General features: G+C 60.7%; 19 protein-coding genes. All 19 read right to left on the bottom strand.

The window, feature by feature from the left end; genetic code table 11:
• Positions 1–124: 124 nt before the first annotated feature.
• Positions 125–865 carry an RNA polymerase sigma factor FliA gene (gene fliA, locus P5706_RS09310; RefSeq protein ID WP_016973417.1) on the bottom strand — a complete coding sequence of 247 codons (741 nt, stop codon included), beginning with the start codon at positions 863–865 and terminating at the stop codon, positions 125–127.
• On the bottom strand, positions 862–1,695 hold the full coding sequence (gene fleN / locus P5706_RS09305) for a flagellar synthesis regulator FleN (RefSeq protein WP_003192912.1): 834 nt from the start codon (positions 1,693–1,695) through the stop codon (positions 862–864). Before fleN ends, fliA begins: the two co-directional genes overlap by 4 nt.
• 105 nt (positions 1,696–1,800) lie before the next feature.
• Entirely contained in the window at positions 1,801–3,117 is a 1,317-nt protein-coding gene (gene flhF, locus P5706_RS09300) for a flagellar biosynthesis GTPase FlhF (RefSeq protein WP_200433522.1), read from the bottom strand.
• Between the two features lie 11 nt (positions 3,118–3,128).
• A complete protein-coding gene (gene flhA / locus P5706_RS09295; RefSeq protein WP_056861060.1) occupies positions 3,129–5,243 on the bottom strand; it encodes a flagellar biosynthesis protein FlhA in 2,115 nt (704 codons plus the stop codon).
• A 483-nt stretch (positions 5,244–5,726) separates the two neighbouring features.
• Positions 5,727–5,930 (bottom strand): cold-shock protein, encoded by a 204-nt coding sequence (locus P5706_RS09290; protein WP_285679054.1) that lies wholly within the window; start codon positions 5,928–5,930, stop codon positions 5,727–5,729.
• A 45-nt stretch (positions 5,931–5,975) separates the two neighbouring features.
• The gene (locus tag P5706_RS09285) at positions 5,976–6,176 is read right to left on the bottom strand and encodes a cold-shock protein (RefSeq protein ID WP_202940716.1); all 201 of its coding nucleotides are present in this window, start codon (positions 6,174–6,176) and stop codon (positions 5,976–5,978) included.
• 148 nt (positions 6,177–6,324) lie between these two features.
• Positions 6,325–6,486 (bottom strand): cold-shock protein, encoded by a 162-nt coding sequence (locus tag P5706_RS09280; RefSeq protein WP_285679053.1) that lies wholly within the window; start codon positions 6,484–6,486, stop codon positions 6,325–6,327.
• Between the two features lie 222 nt (positions 6,487–6,708).
• A complete protein-coding gene (gene flhB / locus P5706_RS09275; protein ID WP_200433519.1) occupies positions 6,709–7,845 on the bottom strand; it encodes a flagellar biosynthesis protein FlhB in 1,137 nt (378 codons plus the stop codon).
• A 3-nt stretch (positions 7,846–7,848) separates the two neighbouring features.
• Positions 7,849–8,634: a flagellar biosynthetic protein FliR gene (gene fliR / locus P5706_RS09270; RefSeq protein WP_200433518.1), complete on the bottom strand. Its 786-nt coding sequence runs from the start codon at positions 8,632–8,634 to the stop codon at positions 7,849–7,851.
• Between the two features lie 4 nt (positions 8,635–8,638).
• Complete coding sequence (fliQ, locus tag P5706_RS09265; protein WP_003214552.1) at positions 8,639–8,908, bottom strand: flagellar biosynthesis protein FliQ; 270 nt, start codon at positions 8,906–8,908, stop codon at positions 8,639–8,641.
• Positions 8,909–8,912: 4 nt separating this feature from the next.
• Positions 8,913–9,656: a flagellar type III secretion system pore protein FliP gene (fliP, locus tag P5706_RS09260; RefSeq protein WP_053257296.1), complete on the bottom strand. Its 744-nt coding sequence runs from the start codon at positions 9,654–9,656 to the stop codon at positions 8,913–8,915.
• The gene (gene fliO, locus P5706_RS09255) at positions 9,656–10,096 is read right to left on the bottom strand and encodes a flagellar biosynthetic protein FliO (protein ID WP_200433517.1); all 441 of its coding nucleotides are present in this window, start codon (positions 10,094–10,096) and stop codon (positions 9,656–9,658) included. Before fliO ends, fliP begins: the two co-directional genes overlap by 1 nt.
• Before the next feature lies 1 nt (position 10,097).
• The gene (gene fliN, locus P5706_RS09250) at positions 10,098–10,565 is read right to left on the bottom strand and encodes a flagellar motor switch protein FliN (RefSeq protein WP_057700902.1); all 468 of its coding nucleotides are present in this window, start codon (positions 10,563–10,565) and stop codon (positions 10,098–10,100) included.
• A gap of 45 nt (positions 10,566–10,610) precedes the next feature.
• Positions 10,611–11,579 (bottom strand): flagellar motor switch protein FliM, encoded by a 969-nt coding sequence (fliM, locus tag P5706_RS09245; protein WP_010166091.1) that lies wholly within the window; start codon positions 11,577–11,579, stop codon positions 10,611–10,613.
• A gap of 9 nt (positions 11,580–11,588) precedes the next feature.
• Complete coding sequence (fliL, locus tag P5706_RS09240; RefSeq protein WP_285679052.1) at positions 11,589–12,098, bottom strand: flagellar basal body-associated protein FliL; 510 nt, start codon at positions 12,096–12,098, stop codon at positions 11,589–11,591.
• 221 nt (positions 12,099–12,319) lie between these two features.
• A complete protein-coding gene (locus P5706_RS09235) occupies positions 12,320–13,660 on the bottom strand; it encodes a flagellar hook-length control protein FliK (protein ID WP_285679051.1) in 1,341 nt (446 codons plus the stop codon).
• Positions 13,661–13,871: 211 nt separating this feature from the next.
• Entirely contained in the window at positions 13,872–14,216 is a 345-nt protein-coding gene (locus P5706_RS09230; protein ID WP_099548879.1) for an Hpt domain-containing protein, read from the bottom strand.
• Positions 14,217–14,246: 30 nt separating this feature from the next.
• A complete protein-coding gene (locus P5706_RS09225; protein WP_200433514.1) occupies positions 14,247–15,965 on the bottom strand; it encodes an ATP-binding SpoIIE family protein phosphatase in 1,719 nt (572 codons plus the stop codon).
• Entirely contained in the window at positions 15,962–16,267 is a 306-nt protein-coding gene (locus tag P5706_RS09220; RefSeq protein WP_200433513.1) for an STAS domain-containing protein, read from the bottom strand. Before P5706_RS09220 ends, P5706_RS09225 begins: the two co-directional genes overlap by 4 nt.
• Between the last annotated feature and the right edge of the window lie 109 nt (positions 16,268–16,376).

Here is a 16,376-nt window from a genome sequence, read left to right as displayed (position 1 = left end):
CACCTGGACGCGCCATTTCAATCAACAGGCGTTACACAAAAAGGACTGCCCAGGGCACCACGGCACACACCCGCAAAAGCATCAAGCCTTCGCGGTAGCGTCTGCAGTGTCCCCACACTGCCTGTCAGCGCGCGCGCCACTCTCCCAATCGCCCCCGCAAGCGGGCTGCGCACTGGCTATGCAGCTGGCTGACACGCGATTCGCTGACCCCCAGGACCTCACCGATTTCCTTGAGGTTCAGCTCTTCGTCGTAGTACAGCGCCAACACCAGTCGCTCACGCTCCGGCAAATTGGCAATCGCTTCCGCCAACGCCCCCTGGAAACGTTCGTCTTCCAGGTCACGCGACGGTTCGAGATGTGCACTCGCGCCGTCCTCGTGCAGCCCTTCATGTTCGCCGTCCTGCAAAAGGTCGTCGAAACTGAACAGGCGGCTGCCCAAGGTATCGTTCAAAATCCCGTAGTAATCGTCGAGACTCAATTGGAGTTCGGCCGCAACTTCATGATCTTTAGCGTCACGACCGGTTTTTGCTTCAATTGCGCGAATTGCGTCACTGACCATGCGCGTATTGCGGTGTACCGAACGCGGCGCCCAATCCCCTTTACGCACTTCATCGAGCATCGCACCCCGTATACGGATACCCGCATACGTCTCGAAACTCGCGCCCTTGCTCGCGTCGTATTTGGTCGACACTTCGAGCAGGCCGATCATGCCGGCCTGGATCAAATCCTCAACCTGCACACTGGCAGGCAGGCGTGCCAACAAGTGATAGGCAATGCGCTTGACCAAAGGCGCATAGCGCTCGATCAGTTCGCCCTGGCTGTCACGTGCCGACTTTTTGTAAAGGTTGTAGCCGCTGGATGTCATAGCACCGGTCCTGCGCTCGTCTGATGCACCAATCGCTCGACGAAAAACTCCAGATGCCCCCGCGGGTTGGCAGGCAACGGCCAAGTATCGACCTTCTGGGCAATAGCCTTGAACGCCAGTGCGCACTTCGAACGAGGGAACGCTTCATAGACTGCACGCTGCTTTTGCACAGCCTTGCGCACACACTCGTCATAGGGAACTGCGCCCACGTATTGTAAGGCGACATCGAGGAAGCGATCCGTGACCTTGGTCAACTTGGCGAACAGATTCCGCCCTTCCTGCGGGCTTTGAGCCATGTTGGCCAGCACGCGGAAGCGGTTCATGCCGTAGTCACGGTTAAGCAGCTTGATCAGGGCATAGGCGTCGGTGATGGAGGTGGGTTCGTCGCACACCACCAGCAGCACTTCCTGGGCTGCGCGCACGAAGCTGACCACGGACTCGCCGATCCCGGCGGCGGTGTCGATCACCAGCACGTCGAGGTTGTCGCCGATGTCGCTGAACGCCTGGATCAGGCCGGCATGCTGCGCCGGGCTCAGGTGCACCATGCTCTGGGTGCCTGAGGCAGCCGGCACGATGCGAATGCCACCGGGGCCTTGCAACAGCACATCGCGCAGCTCACAGCGGCCTTCGATCACATCGGCCAGGGTGTGTTTGGGTGTCAGCCCCAGCAGAACGTCGACGTTCGCCAGGCCCAGGTCAGCATCCAGCAGCATGACGCGACGGCCAAGCTCTGCCAGGGCCAGGGACAAATTCACTGACACGTTAGTTTTCCCGACGCCACCTTTGCCGCCGGTCACCGCGATCACCTGTACGGGATGCATGCTGCCCATTTTATTTCTTTACCTTGTCTTGCTTAGACGCAGGCTACATGGCTTGGCCGCGTGAATCGCTTGCAGACCATCGATGTAGATACATTTCACGGTGTTCATCCTGCCTCACCCCACCCGTTTAGCCGGGTTGTGGTAAAGGTCGGCGAACATATCGGCCATCGCTTCCTCGCTAGGCTCTTCTTGCATTTGCACGCTGACAGCACGGCTGACCAACTGATGACGGCGCGGCAGATGTAAATCATCCGGGATCCGCGGCCCGTCGGTCAGGTAGGCAACCGGTAACTCATGACTGATCGCCAGGCTCAACACCTCGCCCAGGCTCGCGGTTTCGTCGAGCTTGGTGAGGATGCAACCGGCCAGGCCACAGCGTTTGTAGCTGTGGTAGGCAGCGGTAAGAACCTGTTTCTGGCTGGTGGTTGCAAGCACCAGGTAATTTTTCGACTTGATGCCACGCCCGGCCAGGCTTTCGAGCTGCATGCGCAGTGCCGGGTCGCTGGCCTGCAGGCCGGCCGTGTCGATCAACACCACGCGCTTGCGCAGCAGTGGGTCGAGCGCATTGGCCAGGGACTGGCCCGGGTCCACGTGGGTCACGGTCACATTGAGGATACGGCCCAAGGTCTTGAGCTGCTCCTGGGCGCCGATGCGATAGCTGTCCATGCTCACCAGCGCGATGTTCTGCGCGCCGTACTTGAGCACATAACGCGCGGCCAGTTTGGCCAGGGTGGTGGTCTTGCCCATGCCGGCGGGGCCGACCATGGCAATCACACCGCCCTCTTCCAGCGGTTCGATTTCCGGCGTGGCGATCATGCGCGCCAGGTGCGCCAGCAACATGCGCCAGGCTTGGCGTGGTTCTTCGACTTCAGCCGTCAGTGCGAGCAAATCGCGCGACAACGGGCCGGACAGGCCGATGCGTTGCAGGCGGCGCCAGAGGTTGGCCTGGTGCGGTTTGCTGCCTTGCAGTTGCGTCCACGCCAGTGAGCCCAGCTGGACTTCGAGCAGCTCACGCAGGCCATTGAGTTCAAAACGCATCGAGTCGAGCGCGCGCTGGTCGACAGCGGCGGCCTGGGCTGGCGCTGCAGGACGTGGCGGTTCTTTGAAGGTCGGTTCTACCAGCGGCTCTGCGGCGGTCAGCGGCAGGCCGGCGAACAACTGGCGATTGGTGCTGGCATCGCTGTCGCCACGCATGCTCAATTCAGCCTGGGCCGAGACAATGCGCGAGGCGGTCTTGCGCAGCTCGTCTTCGAGTTCCATGTTCGGCACGCGCGGCGCCAGCGCCGACGGGGTGTAATCCAGGGCAGCCGTCAGCTCGACACCGCCGGCAATGCGACGGTTTCCAATAATCGCGGCATCGGCGCCCAGCTCATCACGTACCAGTTTCATGGCCTGACGCATATCGGCGGCGAAAAAACGCTTAACTTGCATAACCCACTACCTCAGCCGTTGGGCCCTACTGTCGCGACGATAGTCACTTGCTTGTTGTCAGGAATTTCCTGATAAGCCAAAACGTGCAAATTCGGTACTGCCAGGCGTCCAAATCGCGACAACATCGCTCGAACCGGGCCTGCCACCAGCAGAATCACCGGGTGGCCCGCCATTTCCTGACGTTGTGCGGCTTCGATCAACGAACGCTGCAGTTTCTCAGCCATGCTTGGCTCCAGCAGAACGCCCTCTTCCTGGCCAAGCCCGGCCTTCTGAATACTATTGAGCAATATTTGTTCCAACCTTGGTTCCAAGGTGATAACAGGCAGCTCAGACTCAATGCCTACAATGCTTTGCACGATGGCGCGGGACAACCCGACACGCACCGCAGCCACCAAAGCGGCAGTATCTTGACTCTTGGCGGCATTGTTGGCGATGGCCTCGGCAATGCTGCGAATGTCGCGCACCGGCACCTGTTCGGCGAGCAAGGCTTGCAGCACCTTGAGCAACTGCGACAGCGACAACACGCCGGGCACCAGTTCTTCGGCCAGTTTTGGCGAGGCTTTGGCCAGCAAACCCATCAATTGCTGGACTTCCTCGTGGCCGATCAGCTCGTGGGAGTGCTTGTAGAGGATCTGGTTGAGGTGGGTGGCGACCACGGTGCTGGCGTCCACCACGGTGTAACCGAGCGATTGTGCCTGGCTGCGCTGGCTGACTTCGATCCATACCGCTTCCAGGCCAAAAGCCGGATCTTTGGCGGTAATGCCATTGAGCGTGCCGAACACTTGGCCGGGGTTGATCGCTAGCTCGCGGTCCGGGTAAATCTCGGCTTCGGCGAGGATCACGCCCATCAGGGTCAGGCGGTAGGCGCTGGGGGCCAAATCAAGGTTGTCGCGGATGTGCACGGTGGGCATCAAGAAGCCCAGGTCCTGGGACAGCTTCTTGCGCACACCCTTGATCCGCGCCAGCAATTGGCCGCCCTGGTTGCGGTCCACCAGCGGAATCAGGCGGTAGCCGACTTCCAGGCCGATCATGTCGATCGGGGTTACGTCATCCCAGCCCAGCTCCTTGGTTTCCTGGGCGCGCGCCGGCGATGGCAGCAAGTCTTGCTGGCGGGCGATTTCCTGCTGGGCCTGGACCTTGACCGCATTTTGCTTGCGCCAGAACAGGTAGGCACCACCGGCGGCCATGGCCGCCATGCTCAGGAACGACACGTGCGGCATGCCCGGCACGATGCCCATGATCGCCATGATACCGGCGGCCACGGCCAGCGCCTTGGGCGAGGCGAACATCTGGCGGCTGATCTGCTTGCCCATGTCTTCGGAGCCCGAAGCGCGGGTAACCATGATGGCCGCTGCTGTGGATAACAACAGTGATGGCAATTGCGCCACTAAACCGTCACCGATGGTCAGCAAGGCGTAGACCTTGCCTGCATCGCCGAAGGTCATGCCGTGCTGGAAGATCCCGACCGCCATGCCGCCGATCAGGTTGATAAACAGAATCAGCAGGCCGGCGATGGCGTCACCGCGCACGAATTTACTCGCGCCGTCCATGGAGCCATAAAATTCGGCTTCCTGGGCGACTTCCAAGCGGCGGGATTTGGCTTGGTTCTGGTCAATCAGGCCGGCGTTGAGGTCGGCGTCGATCGCCATTTGCTTGCCGGGCATGGCGTCGAGGGTAAACCGCGCGCTCACCTCGGAAATCCGCCCGGCGCCCTTGGTCACCACCACGAAGTTGATGATCATCAAAATCGCGAACACCACGATACCGACCACGTAGTTACCGCCGATCACCACCTCACCGAAAGCCTGGATCACCTTACCGGCGGCGGCGTGGCCGTCCTGGCCGTGGAGCATCACCACCCGCGTGGATGCCACGTTCAGCGCCAGGCGCAGCAGGGTCGCGATCAGCAAAATGGTCGGGAATACCGCGAAATCCAGCGGCCGCAAGGCATACACGCAGACCAGCAGCACCACCACCGACAGCGCAATGTTGAAGGTAAAAAACACGTCGAGCAGGAACGGCGGCATTGGCAACATCATCATTGCCAGCATCACCAGCAACAACAACGGCACACCCAGGTTGCCCCGCGACAAATCAGTCAGGGTGCCACGGGCCGTGTTGAGCATTTGAGAGCGATCTACCACCGGTATTCCTCGTGTTCCTTGAAGCAAAGTTTTGACGCTGGAGGGCGTCCTGGAGGCGGTATTGCAAGAAGCCTTCCAACTTTGGTTTCAGGGCGACGATCGTCGAGTGGCCACCGGTTCAACTGTGGGAGCTGGATGATGATCGTGTGATCGTTCCCAGTGTGGGAGCTGGCTTGCCTGCGATTGCGGTGGGTCAGGCACTGAAGGGCCAGCTGTGAGTCAGCCATCGCAGGCAAGCCAGCTCCCACAGTTGGATGGGTGCCTAGGAACCGGGCTCCCTAGTCTGCGTACACCGCTGCAAATGCAGTGGTCGGGCGTCGCGGTCCGGTTTCTGATCGTTCCCACGCTCTGCGTGGGAATGCAGCCTAGGACGCTCCGCGTCCCCACTTGAACCCGGCGCAACGGTGACGCGGAGCGTCACGGGAAGCATTCCCACGCGGGAGCGTGGGAACGATCAATGAGCCGTCACGCGGGTCGCACTTCCGTAGCCTGAGGTCCTTTTGCTCCCTGCCCTATCTCGAACTCCACCTTCTGGTTTTCTTCAAGCGTCTTGAACCCATCACCTGTAATTGCAGAAAAATGAACAAAAAGATCAGGTCCGTCACCATCCTGGGTAATAAACCCAAAACCCTTCTCCGCGTTAAACCACTTCACTTTGCCCGTCGCCATTACCGTTCTCCTGACATCCTGCTCAAAAAATCCGCACCCGGCTCGCTAAATAAGCCTGATGCAAAACGCAAACACACCCTTTGGCCGATGAATTCTGGCGAACTGTACCCGCTGGCCTTCTCGCCATCGGGTATACGCCGAACTCAAGCGGTCCAAACACACCGGCTCATCATCACCATCCAACGCAATCAGCCCTTCACCGGTCTTGCGGTTGTAAACCGTGATCGTCCCCGTTACTGCTTCCATCGCCCTTCCCCTGCATCTCGTTACTACTTGCGTACAGTGTCTGGCACCATAAAACCGCGGGAACGCCGAACTGGCTACTGTCAGAGTTGACAGGTAGACGGCGGTTAACGACCAGTGGTAGTGATTGTTTGCCGAGCAGGCGGGGGAGTTACTTTTTTCGCTTACGGGATTTTCGCGCCTTGGGCGGCGTATCGATTTCGCCGCAGGGATTGCCCACTGCCTGAATGGGTACCGCCTTGCCTTCGCGGTCGCGGGCGACAAAACCAATGCCCTTGACGGCGTCAAACCACCTGACCGTAGCCCTGTCCATGACCGCTCTCCCGAGCCGCGCATGACGGCGCACCTCGCCGCTCTATCAAACAGTGAAGGCGGTGCAATGAATACTGTCAAAGTTGACAGGTAAGGCGATATTGCGTGAGGGCTCATTCGTGGCGAGGGAGCTTGCTCCCGCTGGACTGCGGAGCAGTCCCATTTTTTGAGGCAGCTTCGTGCCCCAGCGGGAGCAAGCTCCCTCGCCACAGATGCATACACATCAGGAATCGCGGCGCAGCTCCGGCGGAATCGGCAGGTCTTTGAGCGGGTCCGGCCGCTTGCCCTTGCCCGCGCGGTATTGGCGGATCTGGTACACGTAGGCCAACACCTGCGCCACGGCCAGGTACAGGCCTGCGGGGATTTCCTGGTCGAGGTCGGTGGAGTAGAAGATCGACCGCGCCAGCTCCGGCGATTCCAGCAGCAGAATGTCGTTGGCCACGGCGATTTCGCGGATCTTCAGCGCGGTAAAGTCGCTGCCCTTGGCCAGCAACATCGGCGCGCCGCCCTTCTCCGGGTCGTACTTGAGCGCCACGGCGTAGTGGGTCGGGTTGGTGATGACGACGTCGGCATCCGGCACTGCCGCCATCATCTTGCGCTGGGACATTTCGCGCTGCAGTTGGCGAATCCGCTGTTTGACCTCGGGGCGGCCTTCCTGGTCTTTGTGTTCGTCGCGCACTTCCTGCTTGGTCATCAGCAGTTTCTTGTGGCTTTCCCACAGCTGGATCGGCGCATCCACCGCGGCGATGATGATCAGCCCGCAGGCCATCCACAGCGAACTCCAGCCCACCACCTGCACACTGTGGATAATTGCCGATTCCAGCGGCTCATGGGCGATGCGCAGCAAGTCGTCGATGTCGGATGACAACACCGTCAACGCCACAAACAGGATCAGAATGAATTTCGCCAGCGCCTTGAGCAGTTCCACCAGCGCCTTGGTGGAAAACATACGCTTAAGCCCAGGCCCAGGGTTCATGCGGCTGAACTTGGGCGCCATGCTGCCGGCGGCAAACAGCCAGCCACCCAAGGAAACCGGCCCGATCAGTGCGGCCAGCAACAGGGTGATAAGCACCGGCTGCACTGCCAGAATCGCGATTTTGCCCGAGTGCAGCAGGTACTGGCCCATGGCGCCGGGGCTCAGCAGCACTTCGCGCGGCAGGGAGAAGTTGAGCTTCATCAGCTCCATCAGGTCCAGCGCCAGGCCGCCGCCGTAAATCAGCAGGCCACCGGCACCGGCGAGCATCACCGCCAGGGTATTGAGTTCTTTGGAGCGGGCAATCTCGCCCTTTTCCCTGGAGTCCTTTTTACGTTTCTCCGTGGGGTCTTCTGTTTTGTCCTGGCCACTCTCGCTCTCGGCCATGGCTCAACGCGCCCTTGCCAGATCACGTAAGAACTGCAAGGCATCGGTGGCCAGCGGTTGATACTGATTGAGAATGTCGGCCATGCCGATCCAGAAAATCCCCATGCCCAACACCAGGGTCAACGGGAAACCAATCGAGAAAATGTTCAGTTGCGGCGCCGCGCGGGTCATCACGCCAAACGCGATGTTGACCACCAACAGCGCGGTAATCGCCGGCAACACCAGCAACAACGAGGCGCCCAGCACCCAACTCATGCGGCCGACCAATTCCCAGAAGTGATTGACCACCAACCCCGAGCCCACCGGCAAGGTGGTGAAGCTTTCGGTCAACACCTCGAATACCACCAGGTGGCCATTCATCGCCAGGAAGATCAAGGTCACCAGCATGGTCAGGAACTGCCCGATCACCGCCACCGACACGCCGTTGGTGGGGTCGACCATGGACGCGAAGCCCATGCCCATCTGGATCGAGATGATTTGACCGGCGATCACAAAGGCCTGGAAGAACAGCGTGAGGGAAAAGCCCATCAGCGCACCGATCAGGATCTGTTCGGCAATCAGCAATAACGCGCTGAGGTCCAGGGCATTCACCGGCGGCATCGGCGGCAAGCCGGGCACGATGACCACGGTGATGGCGAAGGCAAAATACAGGCGAATGCGCCTCGGCACCAAGGTGGTCCCGAACACCGGCATGGTCATCAGCACCGCCGTGACGCGGAACATCGGCAGAATGAAAGACGCCACCCAGGTACTGATCTGGGTGTCGGTCAAGGCCAGTACCGATTGCATCCGGTCAGCCGATCAACTGCGGAATACTGCCGTACAGCTGCAGGATGTATTCCATAAAGGTTTGCACCAGCCACGGGCCGGCGACGATCAGGGTGATCAGCATCACCAGCAAACGCGGGAGGAAGCTCAAGGTTTGTTCGTTGATCTGGGTCGCGGCCTGGAACATCGCCACCAGCAGGCCCACCAACAGGCTAGGCACCACCAGCACGGCGACCATCATGGTGGTCAGCCACAGCGCTTCGCGAAACAGGTCGACCGCTACTTCTGGCGTCATGTCACTACACCCCGCCGAAACTGCTGGCCAGGGTGCCGATAATCAGCGCCCAACCGTCCACCAGCACAAACAGCATGATCTTGAACGGCAACGAAATAATCAGCGGCGACAGCATCATCATACCCATGGCCATCAGCACGCTCGCCACCACCAAGTCGATGATCAGGAACGGGATGAAGATCATGAAGCCGATCTGGAACGCGGTTTTCAATTCGGAAGTGACGAATGCCGGTACCAGGATGGTCAACGGCGCCTGATCCGGTGTGGCGATGTCGGTGCGCTTGGACAGGCGCATAAACAGCTCAAGGTCGCTGGAGCGGGTTTGCGACAGCATGAAGTCCTTGATCGGGCCTTGGGCCTTGTCGATCGCGTCCTGGGCCGTAAGCTTCTCGGCCAGGTACGGTTGCAAGGCTTGCTGGTTCACCTTGTCGAACACCGGCGCCATGATAAACAGCGTCAAAAACAGCGCCATGCCGGTGAGGATCTGGTTCGACGGTGTCTGTTGCAGGCCCAGGGCCTGACGCAGAATCGAGAACACGATGATGATCCGCGTGAAGCTGGTCATGAGCATGACAAACGCCGGGATAAAACTCAGCGCGGTCATGATCAGCAAAATCTGCAGGCTGACCGAATACTCCTGGGCGCCGGCGGCGTTGGTGCCCAATGTGATCGCCGGGATCGACAACGGGTCGGCCGCAAACGCCAAAGGCGCGGCCAGCAACAGCATGAGCGTCAATAAAACGCGCATTACTTCTTATCCTTCTGATCCTTGCCCAGCAACTCCATCAGGCGCTGGGCGAATTCCGGTGTGGCGGCCTCGCTCTTGACGGCTTCCACCGGCGTCTTGAGCACGTGCAACGGGGTGATGCGGCCGGGCGTGATGCCGAGCAGAATCTGCTCCTCGCCCACCTGCACCAGCACCAGCCGATCACGCGGGCCGAGGGCGCGCGAGCCGATCATCTCGATCACCTGGGCATTGCCCGGCCCGATGCGCTGTACGCGGCGCATCAACCAGGCGAGCACGAAGATCAGACCCACCACCAGCAACAGGCCCAGCACCAGCTGGGTCAATTGCCCGCCGATGCCACTGCTGACCACCGGCGCCGCAGCTACCGTTTGGGCGACCGGCTCAGCCGCCAAGGCGCTCAATGGCAGCGCCAGAAACAGTCCCGCCATCGAATACTTCATCTCAGCGCAACTTCTTGATGCGTTCGCTTGGGCTGATCACGTCCGTCAGGCGGATGCCGAACTTCTCGTTGACCACCACCACCTCGCCATGGGCGATCAGGGTGCCGTTGACCAGCACGTCCAGTGGCTCACCGGCCAGGCGGTCGAGCTCGATCACCGAGCCCTGGTTGAGTTGCAGCAGGTTGCGGATGTTGATTTCGGTGCTGCCGACTTCCATGGAGATCGACACCGGAATGTCGAGGATCACATCCAGGTTCGGGCCGTCGAGGGTCACCGGGTCGTTGTTTTTCGGCACACTGCCGAATTCTTCCATCGGCAGGCGTTTGCCGGCCGGTGCGGTGGCGGCGTCAGCGGCCAGCAGCGCATCGATGTCGTCCTGGCCCACATCGCCGGTCTCTTCCAGGGCCGCAGCCCATTCGTCAGCCAGCGCCTGGTCTTCGGCGGAAGTGTTTTCGTGTTCGGTAGCCATTACATGTCCTCGGCGCAGCAAAAATTCATCGGTAGAAGGGGCAGATCAGCGACGGTTGATCGGTTCGATCACTTGCAACGCCAGGTTGCCCTTGTGGGAACCGAGCTTGACCTTGAACGACGGCACGCCGTTGGCGCGCATGATCAGCTCTTCCGGCAGTTCCACAGGGATCACGTCCCCCGGTTGCATGTGCAAAATATCGCGCAATCGCAACTGGCGACGGGCCACAGTGGCGCTTAACGGCACGTCGACGTCCAGCAGGTCTTCGCGCAGGGCCTTGACCCAGCGTTCGTCCTGGTCGTCGAGGTCGGACTGGAAGCCGGCGTCGAGCATCTCGCGCACCGGCTCGATCATCGAATACGGCATGGTCACGTGCAGGTCGCCGCCACCGCCATCGAGTTCGATGTGGAAGGTGGACACCACAATGGCTTCGCTGGGGCCGACGATGTTGGCCATGGCCGGGTTCACTTCCGAGTTGATGTACTCGAAATTGACTTCCATGATCGCCTGCCAGGCTTCCTTCAAGTCGATGAAGGCTTGCTCCAGCACCATGCGCACCACACGCAGTTCAGTGGGGGTGAATTCACGCCCTTCGATCTTGGCGTGACGGCCGTCGCCGCCGAAGAAGTTGTCCACCAGCTTGAACACCAGTTTGGCGTCGAGGATGAACAGCGCGGTGCCGCGCAGCGGCTTGATCTTGACCAGGTTAAGGCTGGTGGGCACGTACAGCGAGTGTACGTATTCACCGAACTTCATCACCTGCACGCCGCCCACCGCCACGTCCGCCGAACGGCGCAGCATGTTGAACATGCTGATACGGGTATAGCGGGCGAAACGCTCGTTGATCATCTCCAGGGTCGGCATGCGCCCACGGACGATGCGATCCTGGCTGGTGAGGTCATAACTTTTGACGCTGCCGGGTTCGGCAGCCATTTCGGTCTGTACCAGACCATCGTCGACGCCATGCAACAGCGCGTCGATTTCATCCTGGGACAGCAGGTCTTGCACGGCCATGTCGTGATCCTACTGCAATACGAAGTTAGTGAAGAGCGCCTGCTCGACCACGACTTTGCCGAGCTCTTTCTGGGCCACTTCCTGCACGCTGGCAGTGACCTTCTGGCGCAGCATTTCCTGGCCGACCGGGGTGGCCAGGCTGTCGAAGCTCTGGCCGGAGAACAGCATCACCAGGTTGTTGCGGATCACCGGCATATGCACTTTAAGCGCATCCAGGTCCGCTTGGTTACGCGCCAGCAAGGTGATGCTCACCTGCAGGTAGCGTTGACGGCCGTTCTGATTGTAGTTGGCGACGAAGGCCGGCAGCATCGGCTCGAAGATTGCCGGTTGCTTGACGTTAGTGGCGGTTTCGGCGGCGGGGGCCGGTTTGCTCGCGCTGCTGTGCATGATGTACCACGTGCCGCCAATAGAGGCGCCTATGGCCAGGAGCAGGCCCAGCACAATCAGCAGGATCAGCTTGAGCTTGCCTTTGCCTTTGCCTGCGGGTGGGGTTGCTGCTGCGTCGTCACTCTTCGCCATGCCAATAATCCGTCACTATTCGGGGATTCATAGATCTACGGGAAGGCAAGAGCAAGTGTTATGCCAGAGTTGTCTGGCAGTTAGGGAGAGAACTAACACCACAAACCAAATGTGGGAGCTGGCTTGCCTGCGATGGCGGTGGGTCAGTTAATACTTCTGTAACTGATACACCGCTATCGCAGGCAAGCCAGCTCCCACATTGACCGAGTTTTTGACAGGAATCAGGCGTAGTAATCGACGGCGCTGGAGCCAACTATTGTCTGAGTCACCGGCGCGACCGCCGCTGCCACTTCAGCAGGGTCAACCGCATCGCCGCCATCACCACGCCCGCCACTGCCGCTTATGCCGCGCGCCTGGTTCTGCTGCTGTTGCTCCTGGCCTTGACCCTGCCAGCCACGGGACTGGTCAGACACATTGACGTCGACCTGCCCCATGCCTTGCTGGGCAAACATCTCGCGCAAACGGCCGGACTGGCTTTCCAGCGCTTCACGCACCACGGCGTGGCCGCTCATGAAGCTGACCTGTGCCTGCTGGTCTGCGGTCATGTTGACCTTGATATCCAGGCGCCCAAGCTCGGCCGGCTGCAACTGGATCTCCGCCGACTTGAGGTTGGCGCTGGACAAGTACATCACGCGGTTGACCACTTCTTCGGTCCAGCCACTCTGGTGCATGGCCAGCGGCGCATTGGCCACGGGCGGCAAGGCGTTCGCGGTCTTCGGCGTGGCGGCCTGGGTCAGCGCGGCCAGGCGGTTGGCAAAGTCATCCACGCGGGTGTCGCTGCTGGCGTCTTTCAGATCCTTGAGGCCGCCGTCGATCAGCCCACTGAAGGCCTTGTCGCCGCCTTGGTCAGTGCTGTCTTTAGTGGCTTGCTGGTCAACCATGTTGGCCAGACCTGCGGCAAAACTCTGCGCAGCGGTGGGTTGATCCTGAGTCGTTGTCGGCGCGGTTTTCTGCGGCGTCTGGCTGCTGGCCGAGACGTGGCCGCCCTGCTCCATGGCCAGGCGCACGGCGGGCATCGAATCGAGCGGATCGGCTTCAGGGTCGAAAGCCGGTTGCTTGGCATCTTCGGTTGCCGCAAGCGGCGCCGCGACCACCGGCTGGGCCTTGTCGTCGTTGGCGGCGACCGGTGCAGGCGTTGGCACCGGAACAGGCACCGGCGTAACGGCGGCGACCAATGCCGGGTCGACCACCGGATCAACTGGAGGTTGCTGCGCCAGGGCCGGGTCGCTGGGCTTGTCGTCGTCACTGCTGGCGCTGTCGTCGGACTTGGCCGGTTTGGCAGGCAAGGGATTGCCGCTATCGGCAACCGCTGGCGCGCTGGCGGCAGGCTTGTCGTTGCTGGCGACCGGCTTGGTAGTGGTGTCCAAAGGCTTGTCACGCGAGACTTTTACCGGGCTGTCGTCGGTCTTCAGCGTGGGCTTGGGGCTTTGGTTGGCGAACACTTGAGCGAAGCCAGGGCCTTTGTCCTGTGGGGCCGCAGCCGTTGCCGCAGGTGTGGCGGCCGGCGCTTGAGGCTTGGCCGCAGCGGCAGCCTGAAGGAGCGAATTGGGGGCGACTGGCATAGGTAAAGGTCTCCACTGCATTGGGGATCGGGGATGCAGTATTGGGAGGTAGAGCAAGAGTTGGGCCAAGTGAGGATTTTTTGCTGGTCTATCCATTGTGCTGACTGTGGGAGCTGGCTTGCGGCACCTCGGTGTATCAGGCAAAACCAGTCGATGCCATCGCAGGCAAGCCAGCTCCCACATTTGGCCGAGACCGGCCTGGCGACTCAATTCAAAGCTGAAAGCGCTGCCTTTCCGACTCATACAGCGGCCGCACCAACGCAAACTCATGATCAATCTGATCAACCAGTGCCCCAAGGTCCGCCGACAACTCGACGGACTCCACCTCCAGCCGCTGACACAATTGCGCCAACCGCACCGCCCCAAGGTTGCCACTGCTGCCTTTAAAGCTATGCGCAATCCGGCCCAACGCCTTGGCGTCACCACGCGACTTGCGCAACGCATCGATGCGCTTTTGCGAATCGTCCAGAAAGGTATCCAGCAATTTCGGATACTCGCTTTCCATCACTTCCTGCAGGCCCGTCAACACATCAGGGTCCAGATGAATCTCAAGCACTTGTTCGCTCCTTGATCAAGAATCGGCGGATTATGCCAGAGCCCCCCAGCAAAACTCCACGCAGACACTGCGCCCGCCATCGGTCCAGCGTACATCGCTGCTCAGTTGCCGTACCAGGCTCAGCCCCCGGCCAGACAAACGGTCTATATCCAGCGGCCGCGCCAGCACCTGTTCGACGTCAAACCCAGGCCCACTGTCCTCGATGCGCAGCGTCATTTTGCCGCCCGGCGCAGTCGGCACCACCTGCACATGCACACGCACATAACCGTTGCTCAACTGCGCCAGGCGCTCGTTGCGCTGACGATAATACTCGGCAAACCCCTGGACATCGCGCTTGAGCCGCGAATCCAGGCCCAGCACGCCATGCTCCAGTGCATTGGAATACAACTCGGCCATCACACTGTACAGCGCCCCGCTCTGCCCACGCAGGCCATGAATCTCCAGCAACAGTTGCAGCAGGTACGGCAACGGGTTGTAACTTTTGAGCGTGCGCGCACGAAACTCGAAACTTACCGACCAATCCAGCGGGCACGATTGGCCACTGTCGGCATACAGCGGCTCAGCCGCCCGCGACGGCTGGCCAGGCTGCAAGATGATCTCGACCATGCTGACATCATCACGCGCTTCACCCCGAAACGCCGCCAGCGCCTGCTCAATGTCTTCGAACAGACGGTCGGGCTTGCGGTTGCTGGCAAATACCTGCTGCAAGCGCGCCGCACCAAACAACTGGTCATTGGCGTTGGCGGTATCCAACACCCCATCGGACAACAAGAACACCCGGTCGCCCAGGGCCATGGGCCAGACTTCGGTGCTGTCATCAAACGCCTGTGCCGACAGCACGCCCAGCGGCAGGTGCCGTGATACCAACGGCGTGCGCTTGCCCGTGGCTATCTCATGCACATAGCCGTCGGGCATGCCGCCGTTCCATACCTCGACTACGCGCCGCTGGGTACTCAGGCACACCAGCGTGGCGCAGCAGAACATGTCCACCGGCAGGATGCGCTTGAGCTTGGCATTCATCTCACGCAGGGTCTGCGCCAGGCCGTAGCCCTTGGCGGTCATGCCATAGAACACCTCCGCCAGCGGCATGGCGCCCACGGCGGCCGGCAGGCCATGGCCGGTAAAATCACCGAGCAGCACATGCATGTCGCCGGAGGGCGTGTACGCCGCCAGCAACAGGTCGCCGTTGAACAGCGCATAGGGCGATTGCAAGTAACGAATGTTCGGCGCCGCGTTGATGCAACCCGAATGCGCCACCTTGTCGAACACCGCCTTGGCCGCGCGTTGCTCATGCAACAGGTAATCGTGGTGCCGGGCGATCTGGTCACGCTGGCGCAGCACCGTGGCCTGCAGGCGCCGCAAGCGGTCCATGGCATTGATCTTGGCGGCCAGGATCAGCGGGTTGTAAGGCTTGGGCAGGAAGTCATCACCGCCGGCATCCAGGCACTGGGCCAGGGCTTCGCTTTCGCGCAGCGAGGTGAGAAAGATGATCGGCACCAGCGCCTCGCCCGCCAACTGCTTGATCTGCCGCGCCGCCTCAAAGCCGTCCATCACCGGCATAAGGGCGTCCATCAACACCAACTGCGGCCGCTCGCGGGTAAATACCTCGACCGCTTGCGCGCCGTGGGTGGCGGTGAGCACCTGATGGCCCTGACGCCGGATGATGGTCGACAGCAACAGCAAATCGGCGGCGCTGTCTTCGGCGATCAGGATCGTCAGCGGCTCGAGGACCGGGGCCAGGGTGCTCAACTGAGATCAAACAGTTTGTCGAAGTTGGAGATGGCGAGGATCTTGCGCACATCAGAGTTGCTGTTGATCACCTGCACTTCGGCGTTATCGCCACCGGCATGGTCACGCAACAGCAGGAGCATGCCCAGGGCCGAGCTGTCCATGTAGGTGGTTTCCTTCAGGTCCACCACGTAGATCTCGGGCACTTTGTAGAACCGCTCGTAGGCATCACGAAAGGCTTGGTGGCTACCGAAATCGAACCGCCCCTTGACCGTGATCGTCAACTTCGTCCCATCCAGGGATACTTCTGACTCGACTGACATGTGACTGCTTCCTTGTCATTGGCAATGTGCAACAAGGTTTAGCAGCTGATAGAGATGTGAGCAACACTGATACTCAAACGTGGGAGCTGGCTTGTGTGGGAGCTGGCTT

Origin of the sequence: Pseudomonas sp. ChxA, assembly GCF_030263855.1 — a bacterium.
GTDB lineage: Bacteria > Pseudomonadota > Gammaproteobacteria > Pseudomonadales > Pseudomonadaceae > Aquipseudomonas > Aquipseudomonas fluorescens_CB.
The sequence above is the reverse complement of the archived record's forward strand: the minus strand, read 5'-3'. Positions and strand labels throughout refer to the sequence as shown.

Coding starts and splice junctions, on each gene's coding strand:
- fleN (WP_003192912.1), bottom strand. CDS start 1,695: ATGGGCAGCATGCATCCCGTACAGGTGATCGCGGTGACCGGCGGCAAA.
- flhF (WP_200433522.1), bottom strand. CDS start 3,117: ATGCAAGTTAAGCGTTTTTTCGCCGCCGATATGCGTCAGGCCATGAAA.
- P5706_RS09290 (WP_285679054.1), bottom strand. CDS start 5,930: ATGGCGACGGGCAAAGTGAAGTGGTTTAACGCGGAGAAGGGTTTTGGG.
- flhB (WP_200433519.1), bottom strand. CDS start 7,845: ATGGCCGAGAGCGAGAGTGGCCAGGACAAAACAGAAGACCCCACGGAG.
- P5706_RS09280 (WP_285679053.1), bottom strand. CDS start 6,486: ATGGACAGGGCTACGGTCAGGTGGTTTGACGCCGTCAAGGGCATTGGT.
- fliA (WP_016973417.1), bottom strand. CDS start 865: ATGACATCCAGCGGCTACAACCTTTACAAAAAGTCGGCACGTGACAGC.
- P5706_RS09220 (WP_200433513.1), bottom strand. CDS start 16,267: ATGTCAGTCGAGTCAGAAGTATCCCTGGATGGGACGAAGTTGACGATC.
- flhA (WP_056861060.1), bottom strand. CDS start 5,243: ATGCTCAACACGGCCCGTGGCACCCTGACTGATTTGTCGCGGGGCAAC.
- fliO (WP_200433517.1), bottom strand. CDS start 10,096: ATGAAGTATTCGATGGCGGGACTGTTTCTGGCGCTGCCATTGAGCGCC.
- fliP (WP_053257296.1), bottom strand. CDS start 9,656: ATGCGCGTTTTATTGACGCTCATGCTGTTGCTGGCCGCGCCTTTGGCG.
- fliN (WP_057700902.1), bottom strand. CDS start 10,565: ATGGCTACCGAACACGAAAACACTTCCGCCGAAGACCAGGCGCTGGCT.
- fliM (WP_010166091.1), bottom strand. CDS start 11,579: ATGGCCGTGCAAGACCTGCTGTCCCAGGATGAAATCGACGCGCTGTTG.
- P5706_RS09235 (WP_285679051.1), bottom strand. CDS start 13,660: ATGCCAGTCGCCCCCAATTCGCTCCTTCAGGCTGCCGCTGCGGCCAAG.
- fliL (WP_285679052.1), bottom strand. CDS start 12,098: ATGGCGAAGAGTGACGACGCAGCAGCAACCCCACCCGCAGGCAAAGGC.
- fliQ (WP_003214552.1), bottom strand. CDS start 8,908: ATGACGCCAGAAGTAGCGGTCGACCTGTTTCGCGAAGCGCTGTGGCTG.
- fliR (WP_200433518.1), bottom strand. CDS start 8,634: ATGCAATCGGTACTGGCCTTGACCGACACCCAGATCAGTACCTGGGTG.
- P5706_RS09285 (WP_202940716.1), bottom strand. CDS start 6,176: ATGGAAGCAGTAACGGGGACGATCACGGTTTACAACCGCAAGACCGGT.